The organism is Robinsoniella sp. KNHs210, from assembly GCF_000686105.1.
GTDB lineage: Bacteria > Bacillota > Clostridia > Lachnospirales > Lachnospiraceae > Robinsoniella > Robinsoniella peoriensis.
The window spans coordinates 4,413,546-4,438,590 of sequence record NZ_JMLZ01000002.1 but is presented as its reverse complement, the minus strand read 5'-3'; the positions used below and the strand labels follow the sequence as shown (position 1 = coordinate 4,438,590).

Sequence of the window (25,045 nt, the reverse complement as noted above, 5' to 3'; positions counted from 1 at the left end):
TTTTTTATACCCAAAAATAAGGAGGTTTCATAATGATTAAAGCAAAGAAACGATCAGATGGCAGATATGCCAAACAGATTACCATTGGCTACAAAGAAGGAAAACCACATCGGAAAACCATTTATGCCGCAACACTCAAAGAATTAGATAAAAAGTACAGAGAATTTATGGATCTTAAGGAATCCGGAAAACTTATCGAAAACGAAAAAATGATCTTTAGAAAACTATCCGAACTATGGCTCGTGAACACAAAGAAGGGAGAGGTCAAAGATCAGTCTTACAATAACATAAGCAGCCAAATAAAGGGCTTAAATCACTATCTTGGTGATTTATATGTATATGATATTAAACGGTCCCATATTGAGCAAATTCGCTCTGATCTAATATCAAAGAACCAGATAGATAAATACAATAAAGCCCTGAGCAATGCACGAGCGATATTCGATTATGCTATCAGTCTAAACTTAATATCCAAGAATCCTACATTCGGCATGAAACGGATAACCAAAAAAAGTAATAAGAGAGCATTGACAATAGAAGAACGTCACCTTATTGAAAGTACTGAACTTGACGAATTTGAAAAGTGTTTTACTACACTATTACTATATACTGGAATGCGTAGGAGTGAAGCCCTGGCTCTCAACGTAAGCGATATAGATTTTGACAAAATGCGCATAACAGTAAATAAAACATTAGTACTTTCCAAGGCTTCTACCAGTTCGGAAATACTGCAAGACAATACTAAAACTGATGCTGGAACACGTTTTCTTCCGATCACACATGACCTTCTCCCGGTTATAAAAGAATATTGTAGAAACCGTGTTGGCATTTTATTTCTTTCAGAATATGGTAATTATATAGGGACTTCAACTTTTAGAAAACGCTGGCTTAAATTACTTAGCAAGCTCAAGAGCAAGAATGGCGGCGTACTCGCTGATGACATAACCCCTCATATATTCAGACACACATATGCGTCTGATCTATATAAAGCAGGTATTGATATTAAAACAGCTCAGTATCTTCTTGGGCATAAAGATATAAAAACCACACTGGATACATATACCCATTTCGGATACGTAGATGTAAAAATAGATAAACTCGAACAGTACTACAAGTCTGATGCAGTCAAAATGCAGTCAGACAAAAAAATAATCCCCATAAACGCCTAAAATATAGGTGTCTACGGGGATTGCTAATCATCAGATTATTTTAATGTGATCTTAGCGCCTTCTGCTTCTAATTTAGTCTTTAATTCTTCAGCTTCTGCTTTAGAAACGCCTTCTTTAACAACCTTAGGAGCTCCGTCAACTACTTCTTTAGCTTCTTTTAAGCCTAAGCCTGTAGCTTCACGAACAACTTTGATAACTTTAACTTTGTTTGGTCCAACTTCTGTTAATTCTACGTCGAACTCATCTTTTTCTTCTGCTGCTTCTGCTGCTCCGCCTGCTGCTGCTACTACAACACCTGCTGCTGCAGATACACCAAATTCTTCTTCACATGCTTTTACTAAATCGTTTAATTCTAATACAGATAATTCTTTAATAGCATCAATAAATTCTGCTGTTGTTAATTTTGCCATTTTATTTTCCTCCATTTAATTTTTTAAGTTATTTTTTCGGATATCCGATTTCCCGGTTCCACGTTTTACGTTGAATTCTTAAGCTTCTTTTGCTTCTGCAATCTGATTAAGAACACGAGCAAGATTTGTAATAGGTGACTGGATACTTCCAAGTAACTTGCCAAGAAGTTCTTCTCTTGACGGAACGGAAGCCAATGCCTGTACGCCTGTCTCATCGTAGTAAGCTCCTTCTACGACACCTGCGATCAATTTGATTGCCGGAACAGTCTTTGCATGTTTTGCTAAGATTCTTGCCGGAGCAGTTGCGTCTTCTTTCGAAATTGCAATTGCATTTGGTCCTTCCAGATGTTTGCTGAGTGCTTCGCAATCTGTATCTTTGAATGCAAAGTTCATCATTGTATTTTTGTATACTTTGTAGACAACGCCAGCTTCTCTAAGCTCTTTACGAAGAGCTGTGTCCTGTTCCACGCTGATTCCACTATAAGTTACTAAAATAACTGATGCTGCATCTTTGATACTTGCGCTAATCTCTTCAACAACTGGTTTTTTAAGTTCAACTTTTGCCATGAATGGTGCACCTCCTTATGTTAGTATGTGTACCGCCGTAAAAAACCTCTTTGTACAAGACAAAGAGGTTTCATAAATCATTCTTATTAGAACTCATTACTCCTCGGTAGGCGTTTTCACCTTATGCCTTACGGCACCTACTGTCTTCGGCAGTTTTCTAATAGACTATAGCATAGTCTGTCTGAATTTGTCAAGCAGATTTTATAACTTTTTCTGTTGGCAGGCATTATTCTTTGATTTTTTTATGGAACTCCTGTAATGAATGAACCTCTAAACGTTCTCCCATCTTTACTGCCTTAATGCCTTCTGCCGTAGCTTTTGCCGCTGCCATTGTTGTCATGTAAGGTATTTTTTCCTTGATAGCAGCCTTACGGATATAACTATCATCTGTTGCACCTTTTTTATCAATTGGTGTATTGATGATCATTTGGATCTTTTTATTGGTGATGGCATCCAGGATATTCGGTCTTCCCTCATTAATCTTAGATATCTTCTCGGCTTCAAGTCCGGCTTCCTTAATCAGTTCATAAGTACTTCCGGTCGCCATCAGCTTAAATCCGCAATCATGAAGTTCCTGTGCCACTTCTTTTACTTCCGGCTTGTCTCTGTCACTTACGCTGAGGAGTACGGTACCTTCTAATGGAAGTTTGGTCTGAGTAGCTTCCTGCGCTTTATAGAACGCTTCACCGAAACTTTCTGAAATACCAAGTACTTCTCCGGTAGAACGCATTTCAGGTCCTAATAAAGGATCTACTTCCGGGAACATATTAAACGGGAAAACAGCTTCTTTTACACCATAGTGTGAAAACTTCTTCTCTTTTAAATCAAGTACCGGAGACGGTCTTCCAGTTAAATAAGAAGTCATGATATCTGTTGCCAGTTTAACCATTTTAATATTACATACTTTTGATACCAGCGGTACTGTTCTGGATGCACGCGGATTTGCTTCAAGTACATATACTACTCCGTCTTCAATGGCATACTGCATATTCATAAGTCCGACTACATTCATTTCTGCTGCAATCTTTCTCGTATAATCTTTGATGGTTTCGATCTGTTCTTCTGTCAGATTCTTAGACGGAAGAATACATGCGGAGTCACCGGAATGAACACCTGCAAGTTCAATATGCTCCATTACCGCCGGAACAAATACATTAGTTCCATCGCTGATGGCATCAGCCTCACACTCAGTAGCATGATGTAAGAAACGGTCGATCAATATCGGTCTGTCGGGAGTAACTCCAACCGCTGCCTTCATGTAGAATGTCAGAGCCTCATCATCATGAACCACTTCCATGCCTCTTCCGCCCAAAACATAAGAAGGACGTACCATAACCGGATATCCGATCTTATTTGCAATCGCAAGCGCTTCCCCTACGTTAACAGCCATTCCTGCTTCCGGCATAGGAATATTCAGCTTCTTCATCATGTCACGGAACAGATCTCTGTCTTCTGCAAGATCAATCGTTTCCGGTGTTGTTCCAAGAATATTGACACCCGCTTTTTTCAGGTCATATGCCAGATTCAGCGGCGTCTGTCCTCCAAACTGTGCAATAACTCCTACCGGTTTTTCCTTGTCATGGATACTCAGTACATCTTCCAGGGTCAGTGGTTCAAAATACAATTTATCAGAAGTGTCATAATCTGTAGAAACAGTTTCCGGATTACAGTTAACAATGATAGTTTCAAATCCCAGCTCTTTCAATGCAATTGCTGCATGTACACAGCAGTAGTCGAATTCGATTCCCTGTCCGATACGGTTTGGTCCACCACCTAAAATCATGATCTTCGGTTTATCATTATTAACCGGGCTCTCATCTTTCATATGGTAACTGGAATAATAATATGCAGAATCCTTGGTACCGCTTACGTGAACCCCTTCCCAGGCTTCAACGATTCCGGCTTCTATTCTTGTACGTCTTACTTCATCTTCTGTTACTTCCAGGATCTGGCTCAGGTATTTATCAGCAAAACCATCTAACTTCGCCTGTTTCAATAAGTCTGTCTGCGGAACCTTTCCCTTTAAAGCCTTTAATGATTCCTCTTCTTCTACCAATTCTTTCATCTGTTCAATGAAGTAATGCTTAATTTTCGTTAATTCAAATAATTCCTGAACGGAAGCACCTTTTCTCAATGCTTCATACATAATAAACTGACGTTCACTTGTAGGAACGGCAAGCATTTTCAAAAGTTCTTTCTTCGACTTGGTTGCAAAATCCTTTGCATTGCCAAGTCCGTACCTGCCGGTCTCAAGACTTCTGATTGCCTTCTGGAAAGCTTCTTTATAAGTCTTACCGATACTCATAACTTCACCAACGGCACGCATCTGGGTTCCAAGCTTATCCTCAGATCCTTTAAACTTCTCAAACGCCCAGCGGGCAAACTTAATTACAATGTAATCACCGCCTGGAACATACTGGTCCAGAGTTCCATACTTGCCGCACGGAATTTCATCTAAAGTCAAACCACTTGCAAGCATTGCGGAAACCAGAGCAATAGGGAACCCGGTTGCTTTTGATGCCAACGCAGATGAACGTGATGTCCTTGGATTAATCTCAATTACGATAATGCGGTCACTGACCGGATCATGTGCAAACTGTACGTTGGTACCACCAATTACTTCAATGGCTTCAACGATTTTATAAGCCTGCTCCTGAAGTCTTTTCTGAACCTCTCCGGATATGGTCAGCATCGGTGCAGAACAGAAAGAATCGCCTGTATGAACGCCCAGCGGATCAATATTTTCAATAAAGCAGACTGTAATCATGTTGTTCTTCGCATCACGGACAACTTCTAATTCCAGCTCTTCCCAGCCGAGAATTGATTCTTCAACTAATACCTGGCCTACCAGACTTGCCTGTAATCCTCTGGCACATACCGTCTTTAACTCTTCAACATTATATACCAGTCCGCCGCCTGCACCACCCATGGTATATGCAGGACGCAGAACTACCGGATAACCCAGATTGTCAGCAATTTTCACTGCCTCTTCTACGGTATATGCCACTTCACTTTTTGCCATTTCGATTCCCAGGCTGTCCATAGCCTTTTTGAATTCGATACGGTCTTCTCCACGCTCAATAGCATCTACCTGAACACCGATAACCTTTACGTCATATTTTTCCAAAACACCGGCTTTTGCCAGTTCGGAACACAGATTCAGACCGGACTGTCCACCCAGGTTTGGCAGTAACGCATCCGGACGTTCTTTTTCAATAATCTGAGTCAGACGTTCCACATTTAATGGTTCAATATAAGTAATATCCGCTGTTTCCGGATCTGTCATGATTGTTGCCGGATTGGAATTTACCAGAACAATTTCATAACCAAGGTTTCTTAGCGCTTTACACGCCTGTGTTCCGGAATAGTCAAATTCGCATGCCTGTCCAATGATGATAGGACCGGAACCGATAATAAGTACTTTGTGAATATCATTTCTCTTCATGGTTTTACCTCTCATAATATCTTTTTGTATACTATACTACACAAAATCATTAGGTCTATTATACGTTATTGTAAGAGATGTGTAAATATATAATTTTATCCCATGATAAAATTCTGCCTCAGGCGCGTTCTCTTCGCTTATACTTCCTCAGAACTGCTTCAAAATACTCCAGCATTTCCTCTCTTTCATATACCATTGTCCCCTCTTTCAAGGTCTCCATATAATCCTGCAGCATATCATAAGTTTTCTTTTCACTGATTACAACTCTCTGACTCTTGCCTTCCCCGTTTCTTACAAATACCTGTGCCTGGTCCTTGTCGAATACCTCCATATAGATATTCTTCATGGTTCCCGCCTCATCTGTCCTTAACATATAACCTTCCGAGCCGCCTTTTTTTATTTCTGTATAGACCTGCTCCAGAATCTGATATGTATGGCGCAGTCCAAGTGGATGCTGCTCCGCCTCCGGTACTCCAACTATCGTTCCCTGCCTGGCAAACTCTTCCAGTCCGGTATCCGGAAAATAAAACCTGAATTTTCTTTTCCCCTGTATTTCTCTCATATCCCGATTATTGTCATTCATCATCTCACACTACCTCCACCAGATAGATTGTATGTTTAGTTTCTTTTTTCCCTCAAATAATCCTTATATCTTAATATCCTTTTAATATTAAGAATTATTATAACATGTTAACACTTTCATAACAACATCCGATCGAACATGTGACCGTTTTTTGTAAAAAACAGAAGAGTATACTCAGATTCGAATACTCTTCTGCCTTTATTTATGTTCACTTCCTGCAGTCTCTTTCATTGCTTCTACCGTATTTCTGTCACATTCTCCAATGCCATATCTCGCCATCTCATAATATTCGGTCATTTTCGGTCCGCCGGATACCTCGGGAAATAATTCTATGCGAATTTCTTCCGGCGTACAGGATGCTGGCAAATTCCTGCCCTTTTTCATTCTCCCTTTCACAAATTTTTTATACATCTTTCTTATTTTCATGTTATTGCTGCCGGTAAAAAGTTCCCGGATTGTTCGTCTGTTTTTTCGTTTCTTTACCCTTTCCTCTTTCCACAGAAAAGTGCTGGACTCCTGTATCTCTTCGTCCGGCATCTTCTGTTTATATTTCCGGTAGATTCTGTAAATTCCATATGCTGCCAGAAATACAATTCCTGCAGCTACAGCAGCTTTTAAAACCGTTGCAAGAATTTGCTCCAGTATCTCGAGCCACTGACTTTTTTCACTTATTTCCTGCGTGAACATATCAGCCATTTGATTCTGTGCCTGGAATGCCTCTGTCTGCGGCACATCATTGGACTCTTTTAAGAAAAATGCCAGAAGCCATCCCACAATCCCCAGCATTATGTTTTTTAATGCAGTCAGGATCAGGTCCGGGGATAAGTCTTTAAATAGAAAAATTACTGCTGCCCCGCAAAACAGAAAAACCAGCATCATAACATTTCCCACCCATTGAATCCGCTCATAGGGAATACTGGTATTCCTTTTGTTTTTCACAAAAAACTGACGCATATTTTCTAAATATATGAGAATCATTTCAGATAATCCAAAAACGCTGACTGCCAGTACGCTGACCCCCTTCAATATTTCGCTGTTGGTATACCCCCCTATCCCGTAGGACACAAGAAAAACACCTGCCCATGCCAGCCAAGGACGCTCCTGTTTATTCTGTATACGCAGAAACAAAGAAATAAGTGCTGAGAGTCCTGTACAAAAAGCCAGAAGCAGACCGGCAGATTTATCCGGTATTAAAATATACATCCCAGCCGTTATCAGTATATGAAGCATAAGGAACACTATAAAACTTACAGTTGTTTTTCTCAAAATATAAAATACAACAAGCGGAACCACAAACACAATCCCTTTTACAAACCAATCCTTACTCAGCACATTCCCTTTGCAAAGTCCGGCCAGCACCGAAGCATAAATCATATAGTACAGACATGTCTGTGCCGCAATTTCCAAAAATGCCGTATGAAACTGCTGCCTGCCCCCTTTTGATACCATTTTGGACAATTTTTTCACCTGCCTTTTTACCTGCACTCTCAACCGCCTCTTTCTACTTCCCAGCAAATCATGTCACCTGCGATTCCGGGATGCATATCTAACAACGTTCCACGATAAACAGGTGCGATCCAAACAGACCCCCTGCTCTGTTCCCGAAGCCTTAAAAAATCTTCCTGCAGTTCATCCCTGCAGCTGGTGGATACAAAAACATAAAGGACATTTTCGCTTTTCCCATTACAAAGTTCTTCCATACGGCCATGAAAACGCTCCGCTTCCAGAGTCAGATCCATCCTTGCCAGCTGCTCATCCAGCATTTCCCCGTGAGCCTCACCGCTGCCGGCACGAAGGTACAGACTTTCTTTTGTTATTTTGTCTTTCCCATTGGTTAGAAACTGAACCGGAACACCCTGCTCTAAAAACTGTCTGGCTAAAGTACTTACTATACGGATGCCTTCTTCCAGCAGATCATCATGATGCCAAATCGTATCCTGATCCGCATTAAATAGAAAACAAATAGCCTGAGAAGCTGTAGCATCATGTACATTTACCATGTAAGTGCTGTTCTTCGCAGAAATTTTCCAGTTGATGCTCCTCATGGAATCATAACTTTGATATTCTCTTATACCGGCAAATGCAAAAGGATCCTCCTGAAGGTATTTCCTGGTCTGTATATTCCCCATTATCCTTTCATAAGGAACATCTGTCCGTTCCAGATCCGCCTTTGCAGGAAACACATACAGCCTCGCCTTATTTTCACAGGTGCTGTAATATTCCCCGGAAAACCAGATATCACCTGCCGTCAGATCTAATTCATCCACATCATACAATCCCCGCTTTGCACAGGTGACCTTATGACGCCGGACTATTTTTTGATACGGAAACAGCGAAAATATGTCACATTTATAACAGTAATCCGTTATTTTCATATTCTCCTGTTTTTCAAAATGAAGTCCTTTATCGGTCTTAAACATCACTTTTAATGTGGGCAGGATCATCCATTTACGATTGCTTACCATTTCAAACAGAATCGTTTCGCTTCCTTCCGTTACGGCACCGTGTTCAAATGACACCTCCGCATTCAGTCCTTTTTTCCAGTTCTTTTCATATACCAGCCGCTGTATAAACCAGACTATAAATAGTCCCAAAATAATCAGAATAATTTTCATCTTTATACCCATTGTATATTGCAGGCCTGCCTGCAATACTGCCACAAAATAATAAGGTTTCACGTATCACAGTGTGGCTGCCTTCCATCTGAAATTTTCTTTTACCCTTTCTCCATGCATGTCGCAAACAGGCTTGCCATACTTCCCTTACTTTTCCCAGTTCTCAGTAGGAACCGGTACCTGATCCAGGATTTCTTTTATTGTATTTACCGTGTTCCGGGATCGGTTCATTCCGCCGTACATTACCAGGCGGTGTGCCATTACAGGAACGGCAAGTGTTTTCACATCCTCAGGAATAACGTAATCCCTGCCCTCTATGACAGCATAAGCCTGTACTGCTTTTACAAATGCCAGCGTTCCCCGCGGGCTGACTCCCAGTTTGATCTTCTCATGTTTTCTGGTTTTGGTAATCAGTGCCAGTATATATTCTCTGATCCCAGCATGAACAAATACATCTCTATGTACCTGACTCATAAGAAGCAGGGTTTCTTTTGAACACACCGGTTCTATTTCATCCAGCGGATCTCCTTTGATAAAGCGCTCCATCATCTGCAATTCTTCCGACTCTTGTGGTACTCCCATGGACAGCTGCATTAAGAATCTGTCCAGCTGTGCCTCCGGCAACGGATAAGTTCCTGCTGTTTCTATGGGGTTCTGAGTCGCAATAACCAAAAAGGGTTCCTCCAGATGCATGGTCACACCATCTACTGTTACCTGCTTTTCCTCCATGCATTCCAGCAGACTTGACTGGGTTCTGGGTGTGGCCCTGTTGATCTCATCCGCCAGAACAATATTTGCAAAAACAGGTCCCTCACGATATACAAATTCTCCCTGCTTCTGATTGTAGTAATTGATACCGGTTATATCTGATGGCAGTAAATCCGGCGTAAACTGGATTCTGCTAAAGGGAAGATCCAGGGATCTGGCAAGAGACTTTGCCAGCTTTGTCTTTCCTGTACCCGGTACGTCTTCTAACAGTATATGCCCACCTGCTAAAAGTGAAGTCAGAACCAGGTCTATCACTTCTGATTTACCTATGATCACCCTATTTATATTTTCCTTTATGGATTGTGCCGCTGCTGCTGCCTGAACGATATCCATTTATCCTGTCCTCCTGTTCCAGAGCATGTCAGAACAATCATTACACGGTCACATCCTGCCAGGGGCGCAGTCAGTCCGGTGCAAGCCGTTTCTAATACACTCTAATACTGTTTTTATTTTACTACGAATTCAGGAAAATTACTATTTTAATTCAAAAAGATAAAAAAGCAAAAAAAGGGGGCCATCGCACTAAATCTTAATGCGATGACCCCTTTATAAGGGTTTATGCAAATTTTGCTGTGTTAAGCTTCACACCAGGTCCCATTGTAGGAGCGACTGTTACGCTCTTTAAATACTGTCCTTTAAGTGCTGAAGGTTTCGCTTTTAAAATTGCACCCATAAGCGTCTGGAAGTTGTCCGCTAACTGCTCCTCTGTAAAAGAAGCTTTTCCGATTGGCACGTGGATAATGTTTGTTTTATCTAATCTGTACTCAATCTTACCTGCTTTGATTTCCTGAACTGCTTTTGTTACGTCCATAGTTACCGTACCAGCTTTTGGGTTTGGCATTAAGCCTTTTGGTCCAAGTACACGACCAAGACGTCCAACAACACCCATCATATCCGGTGTAGCTACAACTACATCGAATTCAAACCAGTTTTCGTTCTGGATCTTTGGAATTAATTCCTCTGCTCCAACGTATTCAGCGCCTGCTGCACGAGCTTCATCAGCTTTTGCATTTTTAGCGAATACTAAGACACGAACTTTTTTACCGGTACCGTGTGGTAACACAACAGCTCCACGGATCTGCTGATCCGCATGACGGCCATCACAGCCTGTTCTGATATGAGCTTCGATTGTTTCATCAAATTTAGCAACAGATGCTTTCTTTACTAAAGAAATAGCTTCTGTTGTATCATAAAGATTTGCGCGGTCGATTGCTTTTGCAGCCTCTGCGTATCTTTTTCCTTTTTTCATATTAAATAACCTCCTGGTGGTATTTGCGGGAATTTCCCTCCCACTTTTCATTGTTTAGTTTACGTTTTGCTTGATTGCCAAGTATATTATTCCTCAACAGTGATACCCATGCTGCGTGCGGTACCTGCGATCATGCTCATAGCAGCTTCAACAGATGCTGCATTTAAATCTGGCATTTTCATTTCAGCGATCTCTTTGATCTTTTCTTTGCTGATTGTAGCAACTTTTGTTTTATTTGGAACGCCTGAACCTGATTTCAGGTTGCATGCTTTCTTTAATAAAACTGCTGCCGGAGGAGTTTTTGTAATAAAGCTGAAGCTTCTGTCTGCATATACAGTAATAACAACCGGGATAATTAAATCGCCTTTGTCAGCTGTTCTTGCGTTGAACTCCTTTGTAAACTGAACGATGTTAACACCGTGCTGTCCAAGTGCCGGACCAACTGGTGGAGCTGGTGTAGCCTTTCCAGCAGGAATCTGTAATTTAATATAACCTGTTACTTTTTTTGCCATTTTTAGGCACCTCCTATGTGGTATTGGCGGGGGATTTCCCTCCCACTAATCCGTCAGACTGCGAATATTACCCGACGGTCTAATATCATGTTACATTTTTTTAATCTCTGTGAAACTTATTTCTACTGGTGTTTCACGACCGAATAACTCAACATTAATGGTAACGATCTGTTTACCATGATTGATGGACTGAATTACTCCAACGGTATCTTTCCAGACTCCGCCGGTTACAGTAACGGCATCTCCCTCTGTGAAATCCACCTGGACATCGTCCGCCTGGATTCCAAGATTCAGCATTTCCGCTTCGGTAAGTGGCACTGGTTTTGATCCAGGACCAACAAATCCGGTAACACCTCTTGTATTTCTAACGACATACCAGGTGTCATCATTCATGACCATATTCAGAAGTACATAGCCAGGAAACAGTTTCTTCTGAACCTGCTTCTGCACGCCATTTTTTACTTCTACAACATCCTGCATCGGAACTCTGACCTCAATGATCTGATCTTCTAAATGCCGGTTTTCAATCGTTTTCTCAATGTTGGCCTTAACCTTGTTCTCATACCCTGAATAAGTATGAACTACATACCAGTTTGTTTCTGACATAAAATCACCCTTGCCCTTACTTTATTAAGAAATCAATACCATACTGTACAATAACATCAATAATGGTTATAATGACACCTAATACACAAGAAACGGCAACAACCGCAATGGTCTGTTTGCCAAGTGTTTTTTTCTCCGGCCAGATAATTTTCTTAAATTCAGATTTAAGACCTTCAAACCAGCTTTTCTTGGGGGCTTTTTCTGTTTTTGCAGTTTCTCCCATTACATTCACTTCCTTTGCATTATCACTAACAGTTATTTGGTTTCTTTGTGTGATGTGTGTGTTCTACAGAATTTACAGTATTTTTTTGTTTCCATTCTGTCCGGATGATTTTTCTTATCCTTCGTCATGTTGTAGTTACGTTGTTTACATTCCGTACATGCCAATGTGATTTTAACGCGCACAACTTCCACCTCGCCTTCTTTGTAATTTGGTAACAGCTTGCGTAGGCTGTTGAATTTTTAGGCATAAAAAAAAGACCTACTTCCATTCGCTCGTTTATCTTATCATATACAATAGCTGGAAGTCAAGTCTTTTTTTGACAAGATCCATGATCTTATGCAGTGTTTTAATTACAAATATCTCAGAAATCTGCCTGAAGTATCATTCAGATACGCTCCGGATCAGCGGAATTTTTCCTGTCCCTGTTTTAATGATACTTCCCTGCCGAATGCTGTGGCTGCCAGGCCGCCTTCCCCCGTTTCCCGCAGGGAGACATTCATCAGATCTCCGACTTCTTTCATGGCATCAATCACCTGATCAGGGGGAATCCGGCTTTCTATTCCAGCCAATGCCATATCGGCACATGCCAGTGCGTTCACCGCCCCGATCACATTCCGCTTCACACACGGAACCTCTACCAAACCGGCTACCGGATCACAGACCAGTCCCAGCAGATTTTTAAGAGACATCGCGGCCGCATGAGCGATCTGACCTGCATTTCCGCCTCTGAGATGTACCATTGCCCCTGCCGCCATCGCACTTGCCGAACCTATTTCCGCCTGACAGCCGCCGGAAGCTCCGGCAATATAAGCACGGACAGCTATAACCTGTCCAATTCCAGCAGCCACATACAGTGCTTCTCCAATACGTGCATCCTCTGTCTGCTCATTCTTGTAAAAAGGGACCAGTACAGCAGGAAGTACGCCGCAGGCACCAGCTGTGGGTGCAGCCACAATCCGTTTCATGCAGGCATTGGATTCACCCATCTGCAGTGCAGCCGCAATGACCTGTCCCATAAATGCACCGCACAATGGTGTTTCCTTTTGAATATACTGTTCCATAATACCGCCGCTTCCGCCTACCAGACCGCTGTTGGAAATCAGTTTTTCATCATATGCTTCACTGGACGAAAGCATCGCCCGCCACATACCCATCATCTTCTCAAAAGATTCCTCTTTTGTAACTTTCCGCTCATTCATATCATCCTGCAGGATGGTTTCCCAGAATGGAATCTGTGATTCCCTGCATACTTCTAAGATTTCTTCTAATGAGTTATATGCCATGTTACCGGTTCCCTCCTATATCAATATATGTTACCTTCAGTATGCCCTCTTTCTGCTCCAGCCACTCAATGGATTCCTTTGGAATCTTCTGGTCTGTCTCTATGATCATCACCGCATAGCCCCCTCGTTTTTTCCGGTGCAGGGACATATTGGCAACATTCACGGACTTCTGAAAAAGCATGGATGCCACCTCGGCAACATAACCGGGCTGATCCATGTTATGAATAATTAATGTGGGATTCTCACAGGTACAATTGACCTCCACATCATTGATTTTATTCAGCATAATCCGACCGCCACCCAGAGAAGAAGCCTGAACTGTCAGCTTTCTGTGCTGGCCATCCTCCAGTACCATCTGTACGGAATTAGGATGTGCCCCCTTTAAAGTTGTCTCTTCAAATGTAAACTCTAATCCCTTTTCTCCTGCCATTTTAAAGCTTTCCGGAATCCTTACATCATCCGGCTCCATTCCAAGCAGGCCTGCTACTATGGCTTTATCTGTACCATGTCCTACTCCGGTCGCCGCAAAGGAGCCATGCATACAAATCCGTGCTTTTAAGGGCATACATCCCAGCAGCTTTCTCCCCATCAGCCCGATCCTTACTGCCCCGGCCGTATGAGAGCTTGATGGTCCAACCATAACAGGTCCCAAAATATCGAATATGTTCATCCGTTTTTTCTCCTTAGCGTAAATTGAAAGGGAACGCCGAACGCTCCCTTAAAGAATATATTCATTATTATATTTTATCAAATCCCTGTCAAAAAGTATAGGGGGCAGCTAATTTTTTTCTGCGGTTCCCACTCGCAGGGAAACTAGCGTACGAAAAACCTTTTCTTCCTCTTTACACTCCATACTGCCTTCGTATTTTTTTACAATTCCCTTTACAATGTCAAGTCCCAGACCATGGCAGAACTTATCTTTTTTAGAAGTTTTAAAGTTTCCTTCCCGTTTAGCTTCCAAAGCTCTGGTCTCACCGGATCTGGCATTACAAAAAATCAGAACCTGATAGCCTGCACGGTACTGGCTTTTCACATTAATAAAGCGCTCCTGGGAATTCTCCATGCGCATGCAGCTTTCAATTGCATTATCAAATAAATTATAAAAGATACTGAGCCAGTCAACATCATCGACTCTTCCACTGACAAAATGTGCCATGTTTAACTGCAGTTTAATTTTATTTTTCGCACACTCTGTAATTTTATTATGCAGTACTGCATCAATCATTACATTTCTGCTGATATTGCTTTGCAGAAGCTTGTCATATTCTTTATTCAGTCGTTTTGTGATTTCACCCATAGATTCTGTATGATTATCCCGTACCAGCCTTTCTATGGTCTGAAGATGGTTTCCAATATCGTGGCGCATTTTCTGCACCAGTTCGTTTTGCTCTTCCAGAACCTTATAATGCTCTCTCAAAAGCTTTTGCTGCATCAGCAGATATTGATTCTCTCTTTTAAGGTTTTCTCTGCTGTACCAGGTCAGCAATCCGCCGAATACGCACAGCATAGCTACCACATACATCAGTACCCAGGGTTCGAGAAGCCGGTTTGCATTTTCATTCATCATAAAGACAGTTGCAGCCAGATTCACAAATACGGATACAATAGCAAATACCTTCCAGATCCACAAAGGAATTTTTTCAAATACGCAGAATTTAATCACAACACATATGATCGCGGCAGCAAGAATATTTTTAGCCCCGTTTACGGCAGTCACTAATAAAATATTCTCGCCACTGTAAAGAGCAGCAGCGCCGCCAAAACCAAATATGTTGTTCGTAATCAGACTGAACGCCGCACCGATAATCCCAAAAAATTCTATAAATGCGTAAAATTTCACAAAATCATTTACCGGTTTCACCGATATTTTATAGATGACTGCCATCCACAGAATGATTTCTGCCACATAGACCAGAAATGCAGAACCGCCGTTCTTTACAGGCAGCATCAGCAAACCATCCACCACAGCAAGAAGAAGCAGAATCATCCGCTTCTTTCTCAAGTCCATATTTCCGGTATCTACGCACCGAATGGCAAAAATATAGAATATAACAGTTTCTAACAGGGCAGCAACACATTTTCCGGTAAATACCGTCATTATTTCACCTCACATTAGATTGTATTCTAGATATCTTCCCCCAGCCACCTGGCAAATGCCCTGCGGACATCATTCAGATACCTTCGGCTGATCGGAACCTTTTTCCCATTGCGCAGAATCAATTCATTCCGGCAAAATTCTTTTACAAAATTCAGATTCACAATATAACTGTTATGGCATCTTACAAAGTAATCCGATCCAAGCTGTGCCTGCAGTTCGGTCAATCCGGAAGATGTTCTGACAGTTTCTCCGACGCAGACCGCAAGTGTACTGCGCTTTTCCCTTTCTAAGTACTGAATATCCATAGGAAGCAATATAATCTTTCTTCCTTTTACCATGACAACAATACGTTCTCTGGCAACCTTACTTTTCTGTTGGATTTGCTTTTCAATAATCTTTGGCAGATATTTTTCCAGGTCTTTTTTCAAAACAAAATAGCAGTAGTCAACCTCATATACTTTTGAACTGTAGCAAAGATAGTTCGTCAAAAACACAATTTTTGTTCTGGTATCTAATGCTTCCAGCTTTTTCGCAACCTCAACCCCGTTAGATTCACCTATTTCAATATCCAGAAACAGTAAATCCAAATCATAAATACTTTCCCTTACGTAATGGTATAACTCCTCCGGATTCAAAAATTCATGAATTTCATACTCACACTTGTTTTTCTTCAAAAATTTCTCAATGAAATCTTTGCTTACCTGAACCGCCTTTGCTTCATCGTCACATATCCCGATTCGCATCATGATTCATCCCACCTTACTTATTTCTTTTCATTACCCGAATATAATTGCACAATTATATTTCTTGGAATTATACCATCCGTATCACAGTAAATGCAATGCTAAATACACTTTTAACACAGTTCGTGTAATATTTAACCAAAGTTTGTCGATTTCATTAAAAAATAGTCAAAAAATGGTAAATACTTCCATCCATTATAATCCACAAGCTATTTTTTAGGTTATAGATTATTATAATATAACAAAACAAATAATACAATACTTAATAAGTAATTATACAGGGGGTAAGTATGACAATTGATTATACCGCTATCGGACGCAGAATCCGAGCCATGAGATTAACCCAGAAAATTACACAAGAACGGCTCTCCGAACAGGTAGATATCTCTACACCACATCTTAGCAATATCGAAAGAGGGGTCACCCATGTAAGCCTGCCTACATTAATCACTATTGCAAATGCACTCCACACTACGGTAGACAATCTATTGTGCGACAGCCTTCCCGAAGCAAAGTCTTTCTACGTGAAAGAATTAAGGGATTTGTTAAACGACTGTGACGAAAAAGAGCTCCGCATATTGACGGAAACTTTAAGATCTCTGAAATCTTCCCTTCAGGATACTTATGGACAATGAATCATCGCTTGCATAATGACTGATAAAACAAAAAAGGACATTCCATTTGGAATTATCCTTTTTTTATTACCAAGCCGATACCTTTTCTGGCCTTGCACCCGGTATGTGTTCATCCAGTTTCCGAAAAGCTGTTACACTTCTTAGGATATATTATTCAGTATTCCATAAATATAAGTATCTTTCCAGACAGGCTGATTATTCTCATCCTTCCAGAAATATACGTTCTTTCTTAAATATCCTTCCCTGATAAATCCCAATTTCTCCAATAATCCCCAGGAATTCTGATTGTCCGGATCACAGTACGCACAAATCCTATGGATTCCATTTTCAAATGCCCATATAATCAGCTTTTCACAGCTTTCTTTTGCATATCCTTTTTTCCAGTAATTTTCATTAAACACATATCCGATTTCCAGAGAATTACAATCGCATTTGCCCAAATAAACATTACCTATCATTTTACCTGTTGATTTTAGCTCAACCGCAATCATTTCATCCGTTGAAATTCTGGATTCCAGATTTTCCTTAACCTCTTCCATTGACATCGGCTTATATGGCTCATATTCCAGGACTTTCGGATTGGACAAGTATTCATATAGGTCCTGTAAATCACTTGTTGTGTATCTTCTTAATATTAATCGGTCCGTTTCTGCGATTATTATTTTTTCCATAATTATCTCCCCGTAAATTTATCTTTACCAGCTTCCTGCACTTTTTTATTATATCATTGCCATATTCCAAAGTCACTTTATTTTTTCTTTTTTCTGGCATTTTCTAACCTTCCCGGAGTACTATAGCGTGTTTTAAAAAAGTGGGGCGTGCAGATGGCGGGTATGAATTTTCAAACACGCTCTGGCAGCTCCCCACTCAATATTATGTTACCAATACGTCTTCCAGTCTTTTATATTTCTGACCAGTGCCTCAAGATAGAAATAATCTCCCCACAGATTACATTCATCGACCCCTCTGTCGGATACGCTGTTAAATGGACTGCTTTTCGCATAAACACCATGCAGGATCAGTCCGTTTGCTTCCTTCAGTGACCTAACCGCATAGTTGTCTATCAGGCTTTCCAGCATCTTCTGAGCACTTTTACCATAAAAGGATTGCTCTTTCTTTTCCAGTCCCCCGTTTTCACACATTTCCATGATCCCGCAGACTGCTGCTGCGGCGGCTGACGAATCTCTCGGTTCATGGCTCCCCTCTGAAAACTGCAAATCCCAATAGGGAACCATATCCTCCGGGAGATGTCTTAGATAAAAATCCGTCACTTTGCGGAACAATTCTCTGCAGGTTTCATCTTTTGTATACCGCCATGCCAATGCCGTGCCATATATTCCCCAGGCCTGCCCTCTCGCCCAGGCAGAATCATCCTGATATCCCTGAGCCGTAACCCCCCGTAACGGCTCTCCGGTCCTCGGATTAAAAAAATAAGTGTGGTAGGTGGAATTATCTTCCCGCACCAGGTTTTGGATGCTTGTCTTCGTATGACGTACTGCAGCGTCTCTGTACTTTCCGTCCCCAGTTACTCTGGAAGCCCAGTATAATAAGGGCAGATTCAGCAGACAGTCAATAATCAGGCGGTAATTATCCTCTGCCCCCGGCTCTCCCCACGCCTGGAGAAACTCCCCTTTTACCTGAAAACGGCTGATAAGCTGGTCTGCAGCCAGAATAGCCGCCTCTTTTGCCCTTTTATTTCCCGTAATCTGATATGCTGCCACGCAGGAAGGTGTGTATAGAAATCCCATATCATGGTGGTCTACATCTTTTTTCTGTTTTATCCTATTATAAAAGCTCTCAACCTGAACCTCCGCCGCCGATCTGAAACTTCCCTCTGCCGTCAGTTCATAGGCAAGCCAGTATGTCCCCGTACAGAATCCGGTTGTCCACTCTGTATTTTCTGTTTCCGGGTAAAACAGATGCTCACTATTGGATCCCGGAAATTTGTATGTGTAGTTATTCAGATTTCCTTTTAGAATAGATACTGCCTGCGCAGCTGCTTTTTGTACTTTTAACTTCTCCATAAATGCCCTCCTGCTGTAACTCCCGTTCCGCTGAATTCTCCATTTGTGGCAGTCCCATAATTTTTTATTTTGTCACTTTGATATAATTATCGTAAGCCGTCTGCTGAATTTCAATTGCTTTTTCAATATTCCTGTCCTTAAGTTCCTGAATAAATGCATCGTATTCATCGTCTATATTGCTGGAACCTAAAATCCAGCTCTGCAGCTTTTCATAAACAATTGGCTGAATTCCCGACATGATGCTCTTGTATTCATCCATATCCTCTGTGCTCAGTTTCAGCTCCGGAAGTTTGGGAGCACTAAACCATTCATCATGTGAATCATAAAGCTTGTTTGCTGCTTTCCCTGCATCATTCATGGTCGCATACTCATAATCTGCTGCCTGGATATAACCGGCACGGTATTGTGAGCCCAGGGAACGCAGATATTCCACCGGTGCCAGTCCGGATTTGAACACTTCCTCTGTAAAAGCTTTCCCGCCGTTGTCATCCACCGTGTATGTCCTGCCCTCGATACCCCAGTTCATCAAATCGGAACCTTCCTCTGTAAACATGAAATCCATAAACGCAATTGCACTCTCCGGATCCTTGCACTGGGAAGAGATTCCCCATCCGCACTCAGCATAACGGTAATCACGCTCCTTCACATTCCCATTCTGGTCTTTTAACGGTGCAATTGCCACCATATTAAATCCCGGTATTTCCTCTCCCAGAGAATCATTGTAATTACCTGTACTTACCCAGTCATGGGTAAATCCACCTGTGTTATTACTAAGCAGTGTATCTCTTGCGGACATGCCTCTTGTAAAAATCTCCGGATCAATCAGTCCCTCTTTATACCACTGAGCCAGATTTTTTACCGCAAGTTTATAATTATCTGTCAGCGGTTCAAATGTGATTTTACCGTCACGGGGATAGAAGGATGCACTGGAATCCCACAGTGCGAGATACTCTCCCATTTCTGTCTCCGAAGTAGCAGAGCGGTCAAACAGCGGAATCTCGTCTGCCTTTCCATTGCCGTTGGGATCATTGTTCTTAAATGCTGTCAGTACATCATGGAGTTCATCCACGGTTTCCGGTGCCTTCAGCCCCAGTTTATCCAGCCAGTCCTGACGGATCCAGTAAAATTGTGAAGACTTCAGCTCTTTTCCCAACGGGATATTATAGATATGTCCGTCTTCCGCTGTTGCCTGATATTTCAGATTCGGGTCATTATCCAGTGCTTCTTTGATATGAGGGGCATGCTCCTCAATCAGATCATTTAAAGGGATAACCCCTCCGTCCTTACCCAGTTTCTCCATATCAGTCGTTAAATCACATGCAATAATATCAGCCAGCTGCCCGGATGCCACCATATTCTGGAACGCTGTAGCATAATCGGAATTGGATGAGGCAACCAGCCCTTTGAGTTTTACACCCGTTTTCTTCTCCACCTCTTTCCACACTTCCCAGTCAGAATTAAAAGGTGTTCCGGACAGGAACATAAACGCCGTGAATTCTTTGCTGCCCTCTCCCTTAGAAGCAGTTGCTGTGCTATCCTTCACTTTTCCGCATCCTGCTGCACCAAATATCATAGACAAGCCAAGAACTGCGGTCAGTAATAATACTGTAATCTGTTTTCTCTTCATAATGAATAATCCTCCATTTATAATTAGCCTTTGACACCACCCAGGGTGAGGCCTGATTTAAAATATTTTTGAATAAAAGGGAATACAATAATCATGGGAACAACTGCCAGTATAATCAATGCATATACCTGCGTGGTAGGTGAAGTGAGCGATGCCTTTGTCACAATTGCCGCATCGGAAGGGTTGGATACTCTCTCCACGATTAATTTTTTCAGGAATACCTGCAAAGGGATCTTGCCGTCATCTTTTAGAAGCTGCATTGCCCAGAAATAACCGTTCCACCTGCTGATGCCGTAAAACAATCCTACAGTGGCAAGTGCCGGTTTTGATAGGGGCAGATATATATTCCATAATACCCTGAAATGCCCTGCACCGTCAATGAACGCCGCCTCTTCCAGTGCCTCCGGCACCTGCTCAAAAAAGCTCTTCATAATAATCAGATTATACGTCTCAATTGCGAACCCGAAAATAATTGCCGCTCTTGTGTCCAGCAGTCCCAGATTACTGAAATTCATATAAGTGGGAATGATCCCTGCGCTGAACCACATGGTAAAGACTGTGAATAGTGTCAGAGCTTTTCTTCCCATCAGATATTTCTTCGATAACGCATATGCCATAGTAGTTGTAAAGAACATATTTGCCAATAGTCCGAAGACCGTGTAAAAAATAGCATTTCCGTAAGCTGACCACAGCCCGTCACGCTTAAAAACTGCCTCATAACTTGCTGTAGTAAACTCCCTGATCTTCAGTAAAACATCCCCATTTTCAACAAAAAATGGCTTGCTGAAGGAAGAAATCAATACATAATATATGGGATACAGAGCGATAAAGGTAATCAGGATACCCAGAATAACCATCACCACATTGAAGATCTTTTCTTCGAACCCGATAACCTGTCCCTGTTTTATTTTATTTCTCAACATCTCTTTTCCTCCTTACCATAATGCGTTATCGGAAATCTTCTTGCTGATTTTGTTAGCAAGAATTACCATGATGAATGCAACCGCGGATTCAAATAACCCAGCCGCCACAGACAGCCCATAGTTTCCGTTTTCAAATGCCAGACGGTAAGAGTAGGTGGATATAACATCTGCTGCCGAATAAGTTGCCGGCTGGTACAGAAGCAGAATCGCCTCGTACCCTACCTTGATGATCCCTCCCAGCTTGAGAATCAGCATGGTTACAATAGCAGGTACCATACCCGGAATCGTCACATGAAAAATTTTCTTCATTTTCCCTGCCCCGTCCACAGTTGCTGCCTCATAAAGCTGCTGGTCTATTCCCATAATTGCGGCAATATATACCAGTGCATCAAATCCTGCATTCTGCCACAGTGTCATCAAAGTATAGATTCCTTTGAAATATTCCGGTTTTGTCATAAAGTACACCGGATCTGCACCCAGCTTTTCCAATACCAGATTTATCACACCGGTACTGGGTGAAAGAAAGTTAATCACAATACCGCAGACCACCACTACCGATATAAAGTGCGTAAGCAGCGTGGACATCTGCGTCATCCTGCTGACAAACTTGTTCTTCATCTCTGTTACACAAATTGCCAGTGCGATAGGCACCGGAAAGCAGATCAATAACTGCCAGAAAGAAATCATCAGGGTGTTTTTCAATACCCTGGGAAAATCCTTCCCCTTAAAAAATTCAATAAAATTCTGCAGACCTGTAAACGTACTGCCTTCAATGCCCTGAAATACATTGTAATCATAGAACGCAATCTTAAGTTCCGTCATAGGGCGGTATGCAAATAGAAGATACCAGATAATACCCGGAAGCAGCAGAAGATATAATTCCTTGCTTGAAACTATTTTCTTTATAACAAAAGAAAAATTTCTTTTCTTCTGTGTTTTTATTTGTTGTTTAGCCAAAGTCCTCTTTTCTCTCCTTTCTACAGTATCGAAGCGCTTCGAGTCGATAGATCAACCTTAACGGATCATGTTTGAAAAGTAAATCATCAAATTCCCCGGCCTGTTTTTTCTCTGCTTTTTGGGATACCCACTTTTCTCTCAGTACCCTTTTTTCAATGTCCCGCCCATTTTTCGTGCATCATCATTTTTCAAAAGATCACCATTTTGTCCGAATCCTTGTAAAATAGGGCTCTTTCACTTGAATTATCACCAGAATGCAATTATAATTTATACTGAATTTCCAACAATTTACACCAAAAAGGAGGTGCGCGATGATGCTGAAACATCCTTCCGGGTTATATCATCAAAAAATGAAATTTGTCTTCCTGCTCTTAGCCGCTGCTGTGACGCTGGCGTTTGCATCTGTCTCAGGAATATTCCTGTCACAAAAATCGGAAGAAAATTATATGAGTTCCATCACTGTTTCCCGGACTATACTGGAAGAGAAGAGCGCCGCCTCACTCAAAGAGATTTCCAATACTATGACGGATATTGTAAACGATTCCCTGATAAAGGAATGGTCTGTCTCGGAGGGGACACCTGATTTTTATTTTCTGTCCTCCAAGGCCCAAAAGGCATTGTTAAAACATGCCGGTGCCGGAGAGACCCGCTTCCAGGTCTATCTGCTCCTAAATAACGGACAGATTGATCTTGAAAACAACACACATTCCACTGTCCTGTCGCCGGAAGGTTCTTTTTCCATATCCGAATTTTTGAAGAAAAAAGGGCTGTCTGCAAAGGATCTGGCAGATATACAGCATTATTTCGAAACAAATATGTTTCCCTATGTTATCCCTCACTATGATGAAAAAGGCTCACTTGTCTCTCTTTACTATTTGATTAAGGGTTGTAAACAGCCCCGGACATGTATCTATATGGCTGATATCCCCATTTCTTCCCTGGTAGGCACTGCCACCCCCGAGAAATACTGGATTTCCGGCACCGATGGACTTTTCATATCCAGTTCTCAGGATGAAGAGGATTTGAAACTGTTTAAATCACTGCAGAAAGACTTGGATTCCAACAAAGACATAGTCCGGAAATCCGGCTTCTATATTGCAAATACGCATCTTCTGTCAATGAACTGGAATTTATCCTATCTCTATGACCGGTACAGTCTGAACGCTATGAATATTTTTCTTTACCTGGTGTCTGTCATGGCTATTTTCGTGTTGCTGTGTGCTGTCTTTTATTATGTGGCAAACCTTCTGTACAAACCAATTTATAAAGTATTGCAGCCACATATAAAGGAAGATTCCCAGAGCTATGACGAGTTTGGGATTTTGAATGAAAATCTGGCTAAAATTCAGAGCCTGAACCACAGCCTTCTGGCAACCCAGAAAACCACGGATACATTACTTGCACAACAGTATTACCAGAATCTGCTCACAGACCCCAACGGCTGCCTGGCACCAAAAGAAAAGCCTTTTTTTCCTGATAACAGCCGTTTTTGTGTGGGACTGATCTGCTTTACCCCGGATTCCAGTCTTCCTCCGGATGACAGCAGATTCTGCCAGCTGGAGCTTTATAAAAACCTGATCTTTAAAAGCTGTCTGCAGCGTAATGATCTTGTATTTGTAAAATTATCTATGTACCGTTATGCCCTGATCCTGATATCCGACAGTCTTGAGGAAGCAAAGGCACTGGCAGCCCAGGTGATGTCCCCTTCCCCGGAAACGGACGAGGAAGGAGGAAAATACTGGGAAGAACAGATTATTCTGAGTTCGGTAAAAGAAGGCTTTGAGAATCTGCATCCCTGTTACCTGGAAACTTTGAAGATAGCAGAATATCTCCCCATGCTGCCACACGACAAAATCATCACCCATGCTCAGATAGCAGATATAGACTCCGCTACATACTCCTACCCTCTTTCTATGGAGAATAAACTGATACAGACCGTTATCGAAGGACAGGAGCAGGCACTTGAACTGTTCGACAATCTGATCCGTGAAAACCTGGTCCACAAAGTTCTGTCCATGGAGGTTCTGCAGAACTTTATCTACGCCCTGATCGGAACCGTGAACAGAATATTCCAGGAGATGAAAACCTGCCCTGAGGAATTTATTGGCCGCTCCATTGATTACGAACACTGGTATACACATTGGGCGGATTCGGTGACGATCACTGGTATCAAAACGGTTCTCACCGAGACCATCCGTGAGAAAAACCGGCGCACCCAGACCCAGGATGAGGCTGTCCTCTCCCGCATGCTGGACTATATTCACCAGAATTACCATGATAACATCATGCTCAACGACCTTGCTGACCAGTTTAATATCTCACCTAAATACTGCGGTATTCTATTCAAGCAGCTAAGTGACAACAATTTTAAGGATTATCTGAATAACTACCGGATTAATCAGGCCAAAGCCCTGCTGGAAAAAGATCCTTTTCTGAAAACCAAGGACTTAAGTACCCTGACAGGATTCAACAGCTCCAACACCTTCATCCGGGTGTTCAGCAAATATACCGGGTTAACACCACAGAAGTATGCCGATTATGTAATGGAAAAAAGGGACAGAAATAAATAATGGGACAAAAAACAGCGAAGCAATGATTATTTTTCATT

24 protein-coding genes, 1 pseudogene and 1 other annotated feature are annotated in these 25,045 nt (G+C 41.8%); of the genes and pseudogenes, 4 read left to right on the top strand and 21 right to left on the bottom strand.

Annotated features, from left to right (window positions below; all coding sequences use genetic code 11):
• The first annotated feature begins 32 nt into the window (after positions 1-32).
• Positions 33-1,169, top strand: coding sequence for a tyrosine-type recombinase/integrase (locus CD03_RS0125710; RefSeq protein ID WP_027296073.1), 1,137 nt, complete (start codon positions 33-35; stop codon positions 1,167-1,169).
• Positions 1,170-1,204: 35 nt separating this feature from the next.
• Here the strand turns inward: CD03_RS0125710 and rplL are convergent, their stop codons facing one another.
• The 16 genes from rplL to CD03_RS0125635 form a co-directional block, all read right to left on the bottom strand.
• Entirely contained in the window at positions 1,205-1,579 is a 375-nt protein-coding gene (rplL, locus tag CD03_RS0125705; RefSeq protein ID WP_027296072.1) for a 50S ribosomal protein L7/L12, read from the bottom strand.
• A gap of 78 nt (positions 1,580-1,657) precedes the next feature.
• Positions 1,658-2,146, bottom strand: coding sequence for a 50S ribosomal protein L10 (gene rplJ, locus CD03_RS0125700; RefSeq protein ID WP_027296071.1), 489 nt, complete (start codon positions 2,144-2,146; stop codon positions 1,658-1,660).
• A gap of 29 nt (positions 2,147-2,175) precedes the next feature.
• Positions 2,176-2,314, bottom strand: a sequence feature (ribosomal protein L10 leader region).
• 58 nt (positions 2,315-2,372) lie between these two features.
• Complete coding sequence (gene carB / locus CD03_RS0125695) at positions 2,373-5,591, bottom strand: carbamoyl-phosphate synthase large subunit (protein WP_044289665.1); 3,219 nt, start codon at positions 5,589-5,591, stop codon at positions 2,373-2,375.
• Positions 5,592-5,709: 118 nt separating this feature from the next.
• Entirely contained in the window at positions 5,710-6,177 is a 468-nt protein-coding gene (locus CD03_RS0125690) for a hypothetical protein (RefSeq protein ID WP_027296069.1), read from the bottom strand.
• A 195-nt stretch (positions 6,178-6,372) separates the two neighbouring features.
• The gene (locus CD03_RS0125685) at positions 6,373-7,659 is read right to left on the bottom strand and encodes a hypothetical protein (protein WP_027296068.1); all 1,287 of its coding nucleotides are present in this window, start codon (positions 7,657-7,659) and stop codon (positions 6,373-6,375) included.
• Between the two features lie 2 nt (positions 7,660-7,661).
• The gene (locus CD03_RS34845) at positions 7,662-8,834 is read right to left on the bottom strand and encodes a DUF58 domain-containing protein (RefSeq protein WP_156043034.1); all 1,173 of its coding nucleotides are present in this window, start codon (positions 8,832-8,834) and stop codon (positions 7,662-7,664) included.
• Positions 8,835-8,936: 102 nt separating this feature from the next.
• Positions 8,937-9,890: an AAA family ATPase gene (locus CD03_RS0125675; protein WP_027296067.1), complete on the bottom strand. Its 954-nt coding sequence runs from the start codon at positions 9,888-9,890 to the stop codon at positions 8,937-8,939.
• Positions 9,891-10,113: 223 nt separating this feature from the next.
• Complete coding sequence (gene rplA / locus CD03_RS0125670; RefSeq protein WP_027296066.1) at positions 10,114-10,806, bottom strand: 50S ribosomal protein L1; 693 nt, start codon at positions 10,804-10,806, stop codon at positions 10,114-10,116.
• Positions 10,807-10,892: 86 nt separating this feature from the next.
• Positions 10,893-11,318, bottom strand: coding sequence for a 50S ribosomal protein L11 (gene rplK, locus CD03_RS0125665; RefSeq protein ID WP_027296065.1), 426 nt, complete (start codon positions 11,316-11,318; stop codon positions 10,893-10,895).
• Positions 11,319-11,408: 90 nt separating this feature from the next.
• Positions 11,409-11,924 carry a transcription termination/antitermination protein NusG gene (gene nusG / locus CD03_RS0125660; protein WP_027296064.1) on the bottom strand — a complete coding sequence of 172 codons (516 nt, stop codon included), beginning with the start codon at positions 11,922-11,924 and terminating at the stop codon, positions 11,409-11,411.
• Between the two features lie 16 nt (positions 11,925-11,940).
• On the bottom strand, positions 11,941-12,147 hold the full coding sequence (gene secE / locus CD03_RS0125655; protein ID WP_027296063.1) for a preprotein translocase subunit SecE: 207 nt from the start codon (positions 12,145-12,147) through the stop codon (positions 11,941-11,943).
• 32 nt (positions 12,148-12,179) lie between these two features.
• On the bottom strand, positions 12,180-12,329 hold the full coding sequence (rpmG, locus tag CD03_RS37445) for a 50S ribosomal protein L33 (protein ID WP_138002359.1): 150 nt from the start codon (positions 12,327-12,329) through the stop codon (positions 12,180-12,182).
• Positions 12,330-12,548: 219 nt separating this feature from the next.
• Positions 12,549-13,430 (bottom strand): L-serine ammonia-lyase, iron-sulfur-dependent, subunit alpha, encoded by an 882-nt coding sequence (gene sdaAA / locus CD03_RS0125650; protein WP_027296062.1) that lies wholly within the window; start codon positions 13,428-13,430, stop codon positions 12,549-12,551.
• 1 nt (position 13,431) lies between these two features.
• On the bottom strand, positions 13,432-14,100 hold the full coding sequence (gene sdaAB, locus CD03_RS0125645; protein WP_027296061.1) for an L-serine ammonia-lyase, iron-sulfur-dependent subunit beta: 669 nt from the start codon (positions 14,098-14,100) through the stop codon (positions 13,432-13,434).
• Between the two features lie 108 nt (positions 14,101-14,208).
• Positions 14,209-15,528, bottom strand: a complete 1,320-nt coding sequence (locus tag CD03_RS0125640; protein WP_027296060.1) for a sensor histidine kinase — start codon at positions 15,526-15,528, stop codon at positions 14,209-14,211.
• A gap of 26 nt (positions 15,529-15,554) precedes the next feature.
• Positions 15,555-16,274 (bottom strand): LytR/AlgR family response regulator transcription factor, encoded by a 720-nt coding sequence (locus CD03_RS0125635; RefSeq protein ID WP_027296059.1) that lies wholly within the window; start codon positions 16,272-16,274, stop codon positions 15,555-15,557.
• A 287-nt stretch (positions 16,275-16,561) separates the two neighbouring features.
• On the opposite strand from CD03_RS0125635, the gene CD03_RS0125630 reads away from it, so the two are divergent.
• Positions 16,562-16,906 carry a helix-turn-helix domain-containing protein gene (locus tag CD03_RS0125630; protein ID WP_027296058.1) on the top strand — a complete coding sequence of 115 codons (345 nt, stop codon included), beginning with the start codon at positions 16,562-16,564 and terminating at the stop codon, positions 16,904-16,906.
• Positions 16,907-17,046: 140 nt separating this feature from the next.
• On the opposite strand, the gene CD03_RS0125625 is transcribed toward CD03_RS0125630, so the two are convergent.
• Complete coding sequence (locus CD03_RS0125625) at positions 17,047-17,577, bottom strand: GNAT family N-acetyltransferase (RefSeq protein ID WP_027296057.1); 531 nt, start codon at positions 17,575-17,577, stop codon at positions 17,047-17,049.
• Positions 17,578-17,715: 138 nt separating this feature from the next.
• On the opposite strand from CD03_RS0125625, the pseudogene CD03_RS40200 reads away from it, so the two are divergent.
• Positions 17,716-17,763: pseudogene (locus tag CD03_RS40200) on the top strand (DUF6783 domain-containing protein); the annotation flags it as partial.
• A 21-nt stretch (positions 17,764-17,784) separates the two neighbouring features.
• Here the strand turns inward: CD03_RS40200 and CD03_RS0125620 are convergent.
• The 4 genes from CD03_RS0125620 to CD03_RS0125605 form a co-directional block, all read right to left on the bottom strand.
• Positions 17,785-18,930, bottom strand: a complete 1,146-nt coding sequence (locus CD03_RS0125620) for a glycoside hydrolase family 88 protein (protein WP_027296056.1) — start codon at positions 18,928-18,930, stop codon at positions 17,785-17,787.
• Between the two features lie 64 nt (positions 18,931-18,994).
• Positions 18,995-20,557: an extracellular solute-binding protein gene (locus tag CD03_RS0125615; protein ID WP_027296055.1), complete on the bottom strand. Its 1,563-nt coding sequence runs from the start codon at positions 20,555-20,557 to the stop codon at positions 18,995-18,997.
• Between the two features lie 23 nt (positions 20,558-20,580).
• A complete protein-coding gene (locus tag CD03_RS0125610) occupies positions 20,581-21,480 on the bottom strand; it encodes a carbohydrate ABC transporter permease (protein ID WP_027296054.1) in 900 nt (299 codons plus the stop codon).
• A 12-nt stretch (positions 21,481-21,492) separates the two neighbouring features.
• On the bottom strand, positions 21,493-22,437 hold the full coding sequence (locus CD03_RS0125605) for an ABC transporter permease (RefSeq protein WP_044289663.1): 945 nt from the start codon (positions 22,435-22,437) through the stop codon (positions 21,493-21,495).
• Positions 22,438-22,748: 311 nt separating this feature from the next.
• Here CD03_RS0125605 and CD03_RS0125600 point away from each other — a divergent pair, with 311 nt between their 5' ends.
• A complete protein-coding gene (locus tag CD03_RS0125600; RefSeq protein WP_242849154.1) occupies positions 22,749-25,007 on the top strand; it encodes a helix-turn-helix transcriptional regulator in 2,259 nt (752 codons plus the stop codon).
• Positions 25,008-25,045 lie beyond the last annotated feature (38 nt).

Excerpts from the sequence above, each read along its gene's own strand:
- CD03_RS0125710 (WP_027296073.1), top strand. The coding sequence starts at position 33 with ATGATTAAAGCAAAGAAACGATCAGATGGCAGATATGCCAAACAGATT.
- rplL (WP_027296072.1), bottom strand. The coding sequence starts at position 1,579 with ATGGCAAAATTAACAACAGCAGAATTTATTGATGCTATTAAAGAATTA.
- rplJ (WP_027296071.1), bottom strand. The coding sequence starts at position 2,146 with ATGGCAAAAGTTGAACTTAAAAAACCAGTTGTTGAAGAGATTAGCGCA.
- carB (WP_044289665.1), bottom strand. The coding sequence starts at position 5,591 with ATGAAGAGAAATGATATTCACAAAGTACTTATTATCGGTTCCGGTCCT.
- CD03_RS0125690 (WP_027296069.1), bottom strand. The coding sequence starts at position 6,177 with ATGATGAATGACAATAATCGGGATATGAGAGAAATACAGGGGAAAAGA.
- CD03_RS0125675 (WP_027296067.1), bottom strand. The coding sequence starts at position 9,890 with ATGGATATCGTTCAGGCAGCAGCAGCGGCACAATCCATAAAGGAAAAT.
- rplA (WP_027296066.1), bottom strand. The coding sequence starts at position 10,806 with ATGAAAAAAGGAAAAAGATACGCAGAGGCTGCAAAAGCAATCGACCGC.
- rplK (WP_027296065.1), bottom strand. The coding sequence starts at position 11,318 with ATGGCAAAAAAAGTAACAGGTTATATTAAATTACAGATTCCTGCTGGA.
- nusG (WP_027296064.1), bottom strand. The coding sequence starts at position 11,924 with ATGTCAGAAACAAACTGGTATGTAGTTCATACTTATTCAGGGTATGAG.
- secE (WP_027296063.1), bottom strand. The coding sequence starts at position 12,147 with ATGGGAGAAACTGCAAAAACAGAAAAAGCCCCCAAGAAAAGCTGGTTT.
- sdaAA (WP_027296062.1), bottom strand. The coding sequence starts at position 13,430 with ATGGCATATAACTCATTAGAAGAAATCTTAGAAGTATGCAGGGAATCA.
- sdaAB (WP_027296061.1), bottom strand. The coding sequence starts at position 14,100 with ATGAACATATTCGATATTTTGGGACCTGTTATGGTTGGACCATCAAGC.
- CD03_RS0125640 (WP_027296060.1), bottom strand. The coding sequence starts at position 15,528 with ATGACGGTATTTACCGGAAAATGTGTTGCTGCCCTGTTAGAAACTGTT.
- CD03_RS0125635 (WP_027296059.1), bottom strand. The coding sequence starts at position 16,274 with ATGATGCGAATCGGGATATGTGACGATGAAGCAAAGGCGGTTCAGGTA.
- CD03_RS0125630 (WP_027296058.1), top strand. The coding sequence starts at position 16,562 with ATGACAATTGATTATACCGCTATCGGACGCAGAATCCGAGCCATGAGA.
- CD03_RS0125625 (WP_027296057.1), bottom strand. The coding sequence starts at position 17,577 with ATGGAAAAAATAATAATCGCAGAAACGGACCGATTAATATTAAGAAGA.
- CD03_RS0125620 (WP_027296056.1), bottom strand. The coding sequence starts at position 18,930 with ATGGAGAAGTTAAAAGTACAAAAAGCAGCTGCGCAGGCAGTATCTATT.
- CD03_RS0125615 (WP_027296055.1), bottom strand. The coding sequence starts at position 20,557 with ATGAAGAGAAAACAGATTACAGTATTATTACTGACCGCAGTTCTTGGC.
- CD03_RS0125610 (WP_027296054.1), bottom strand. The coding sequence starts at position 21,480 with ATGTTGAGAAATAAAATAAAACAGGGACAGGTTATCGGGTTCGAAGAA.
- CD03_RS0125600 (WP_242849154.1), top strand. The coding sequence starts at position 22,749 with ATGATGCTGAAACATCCTTCCGGGTTATATCATCAAAAAATGAAATTT.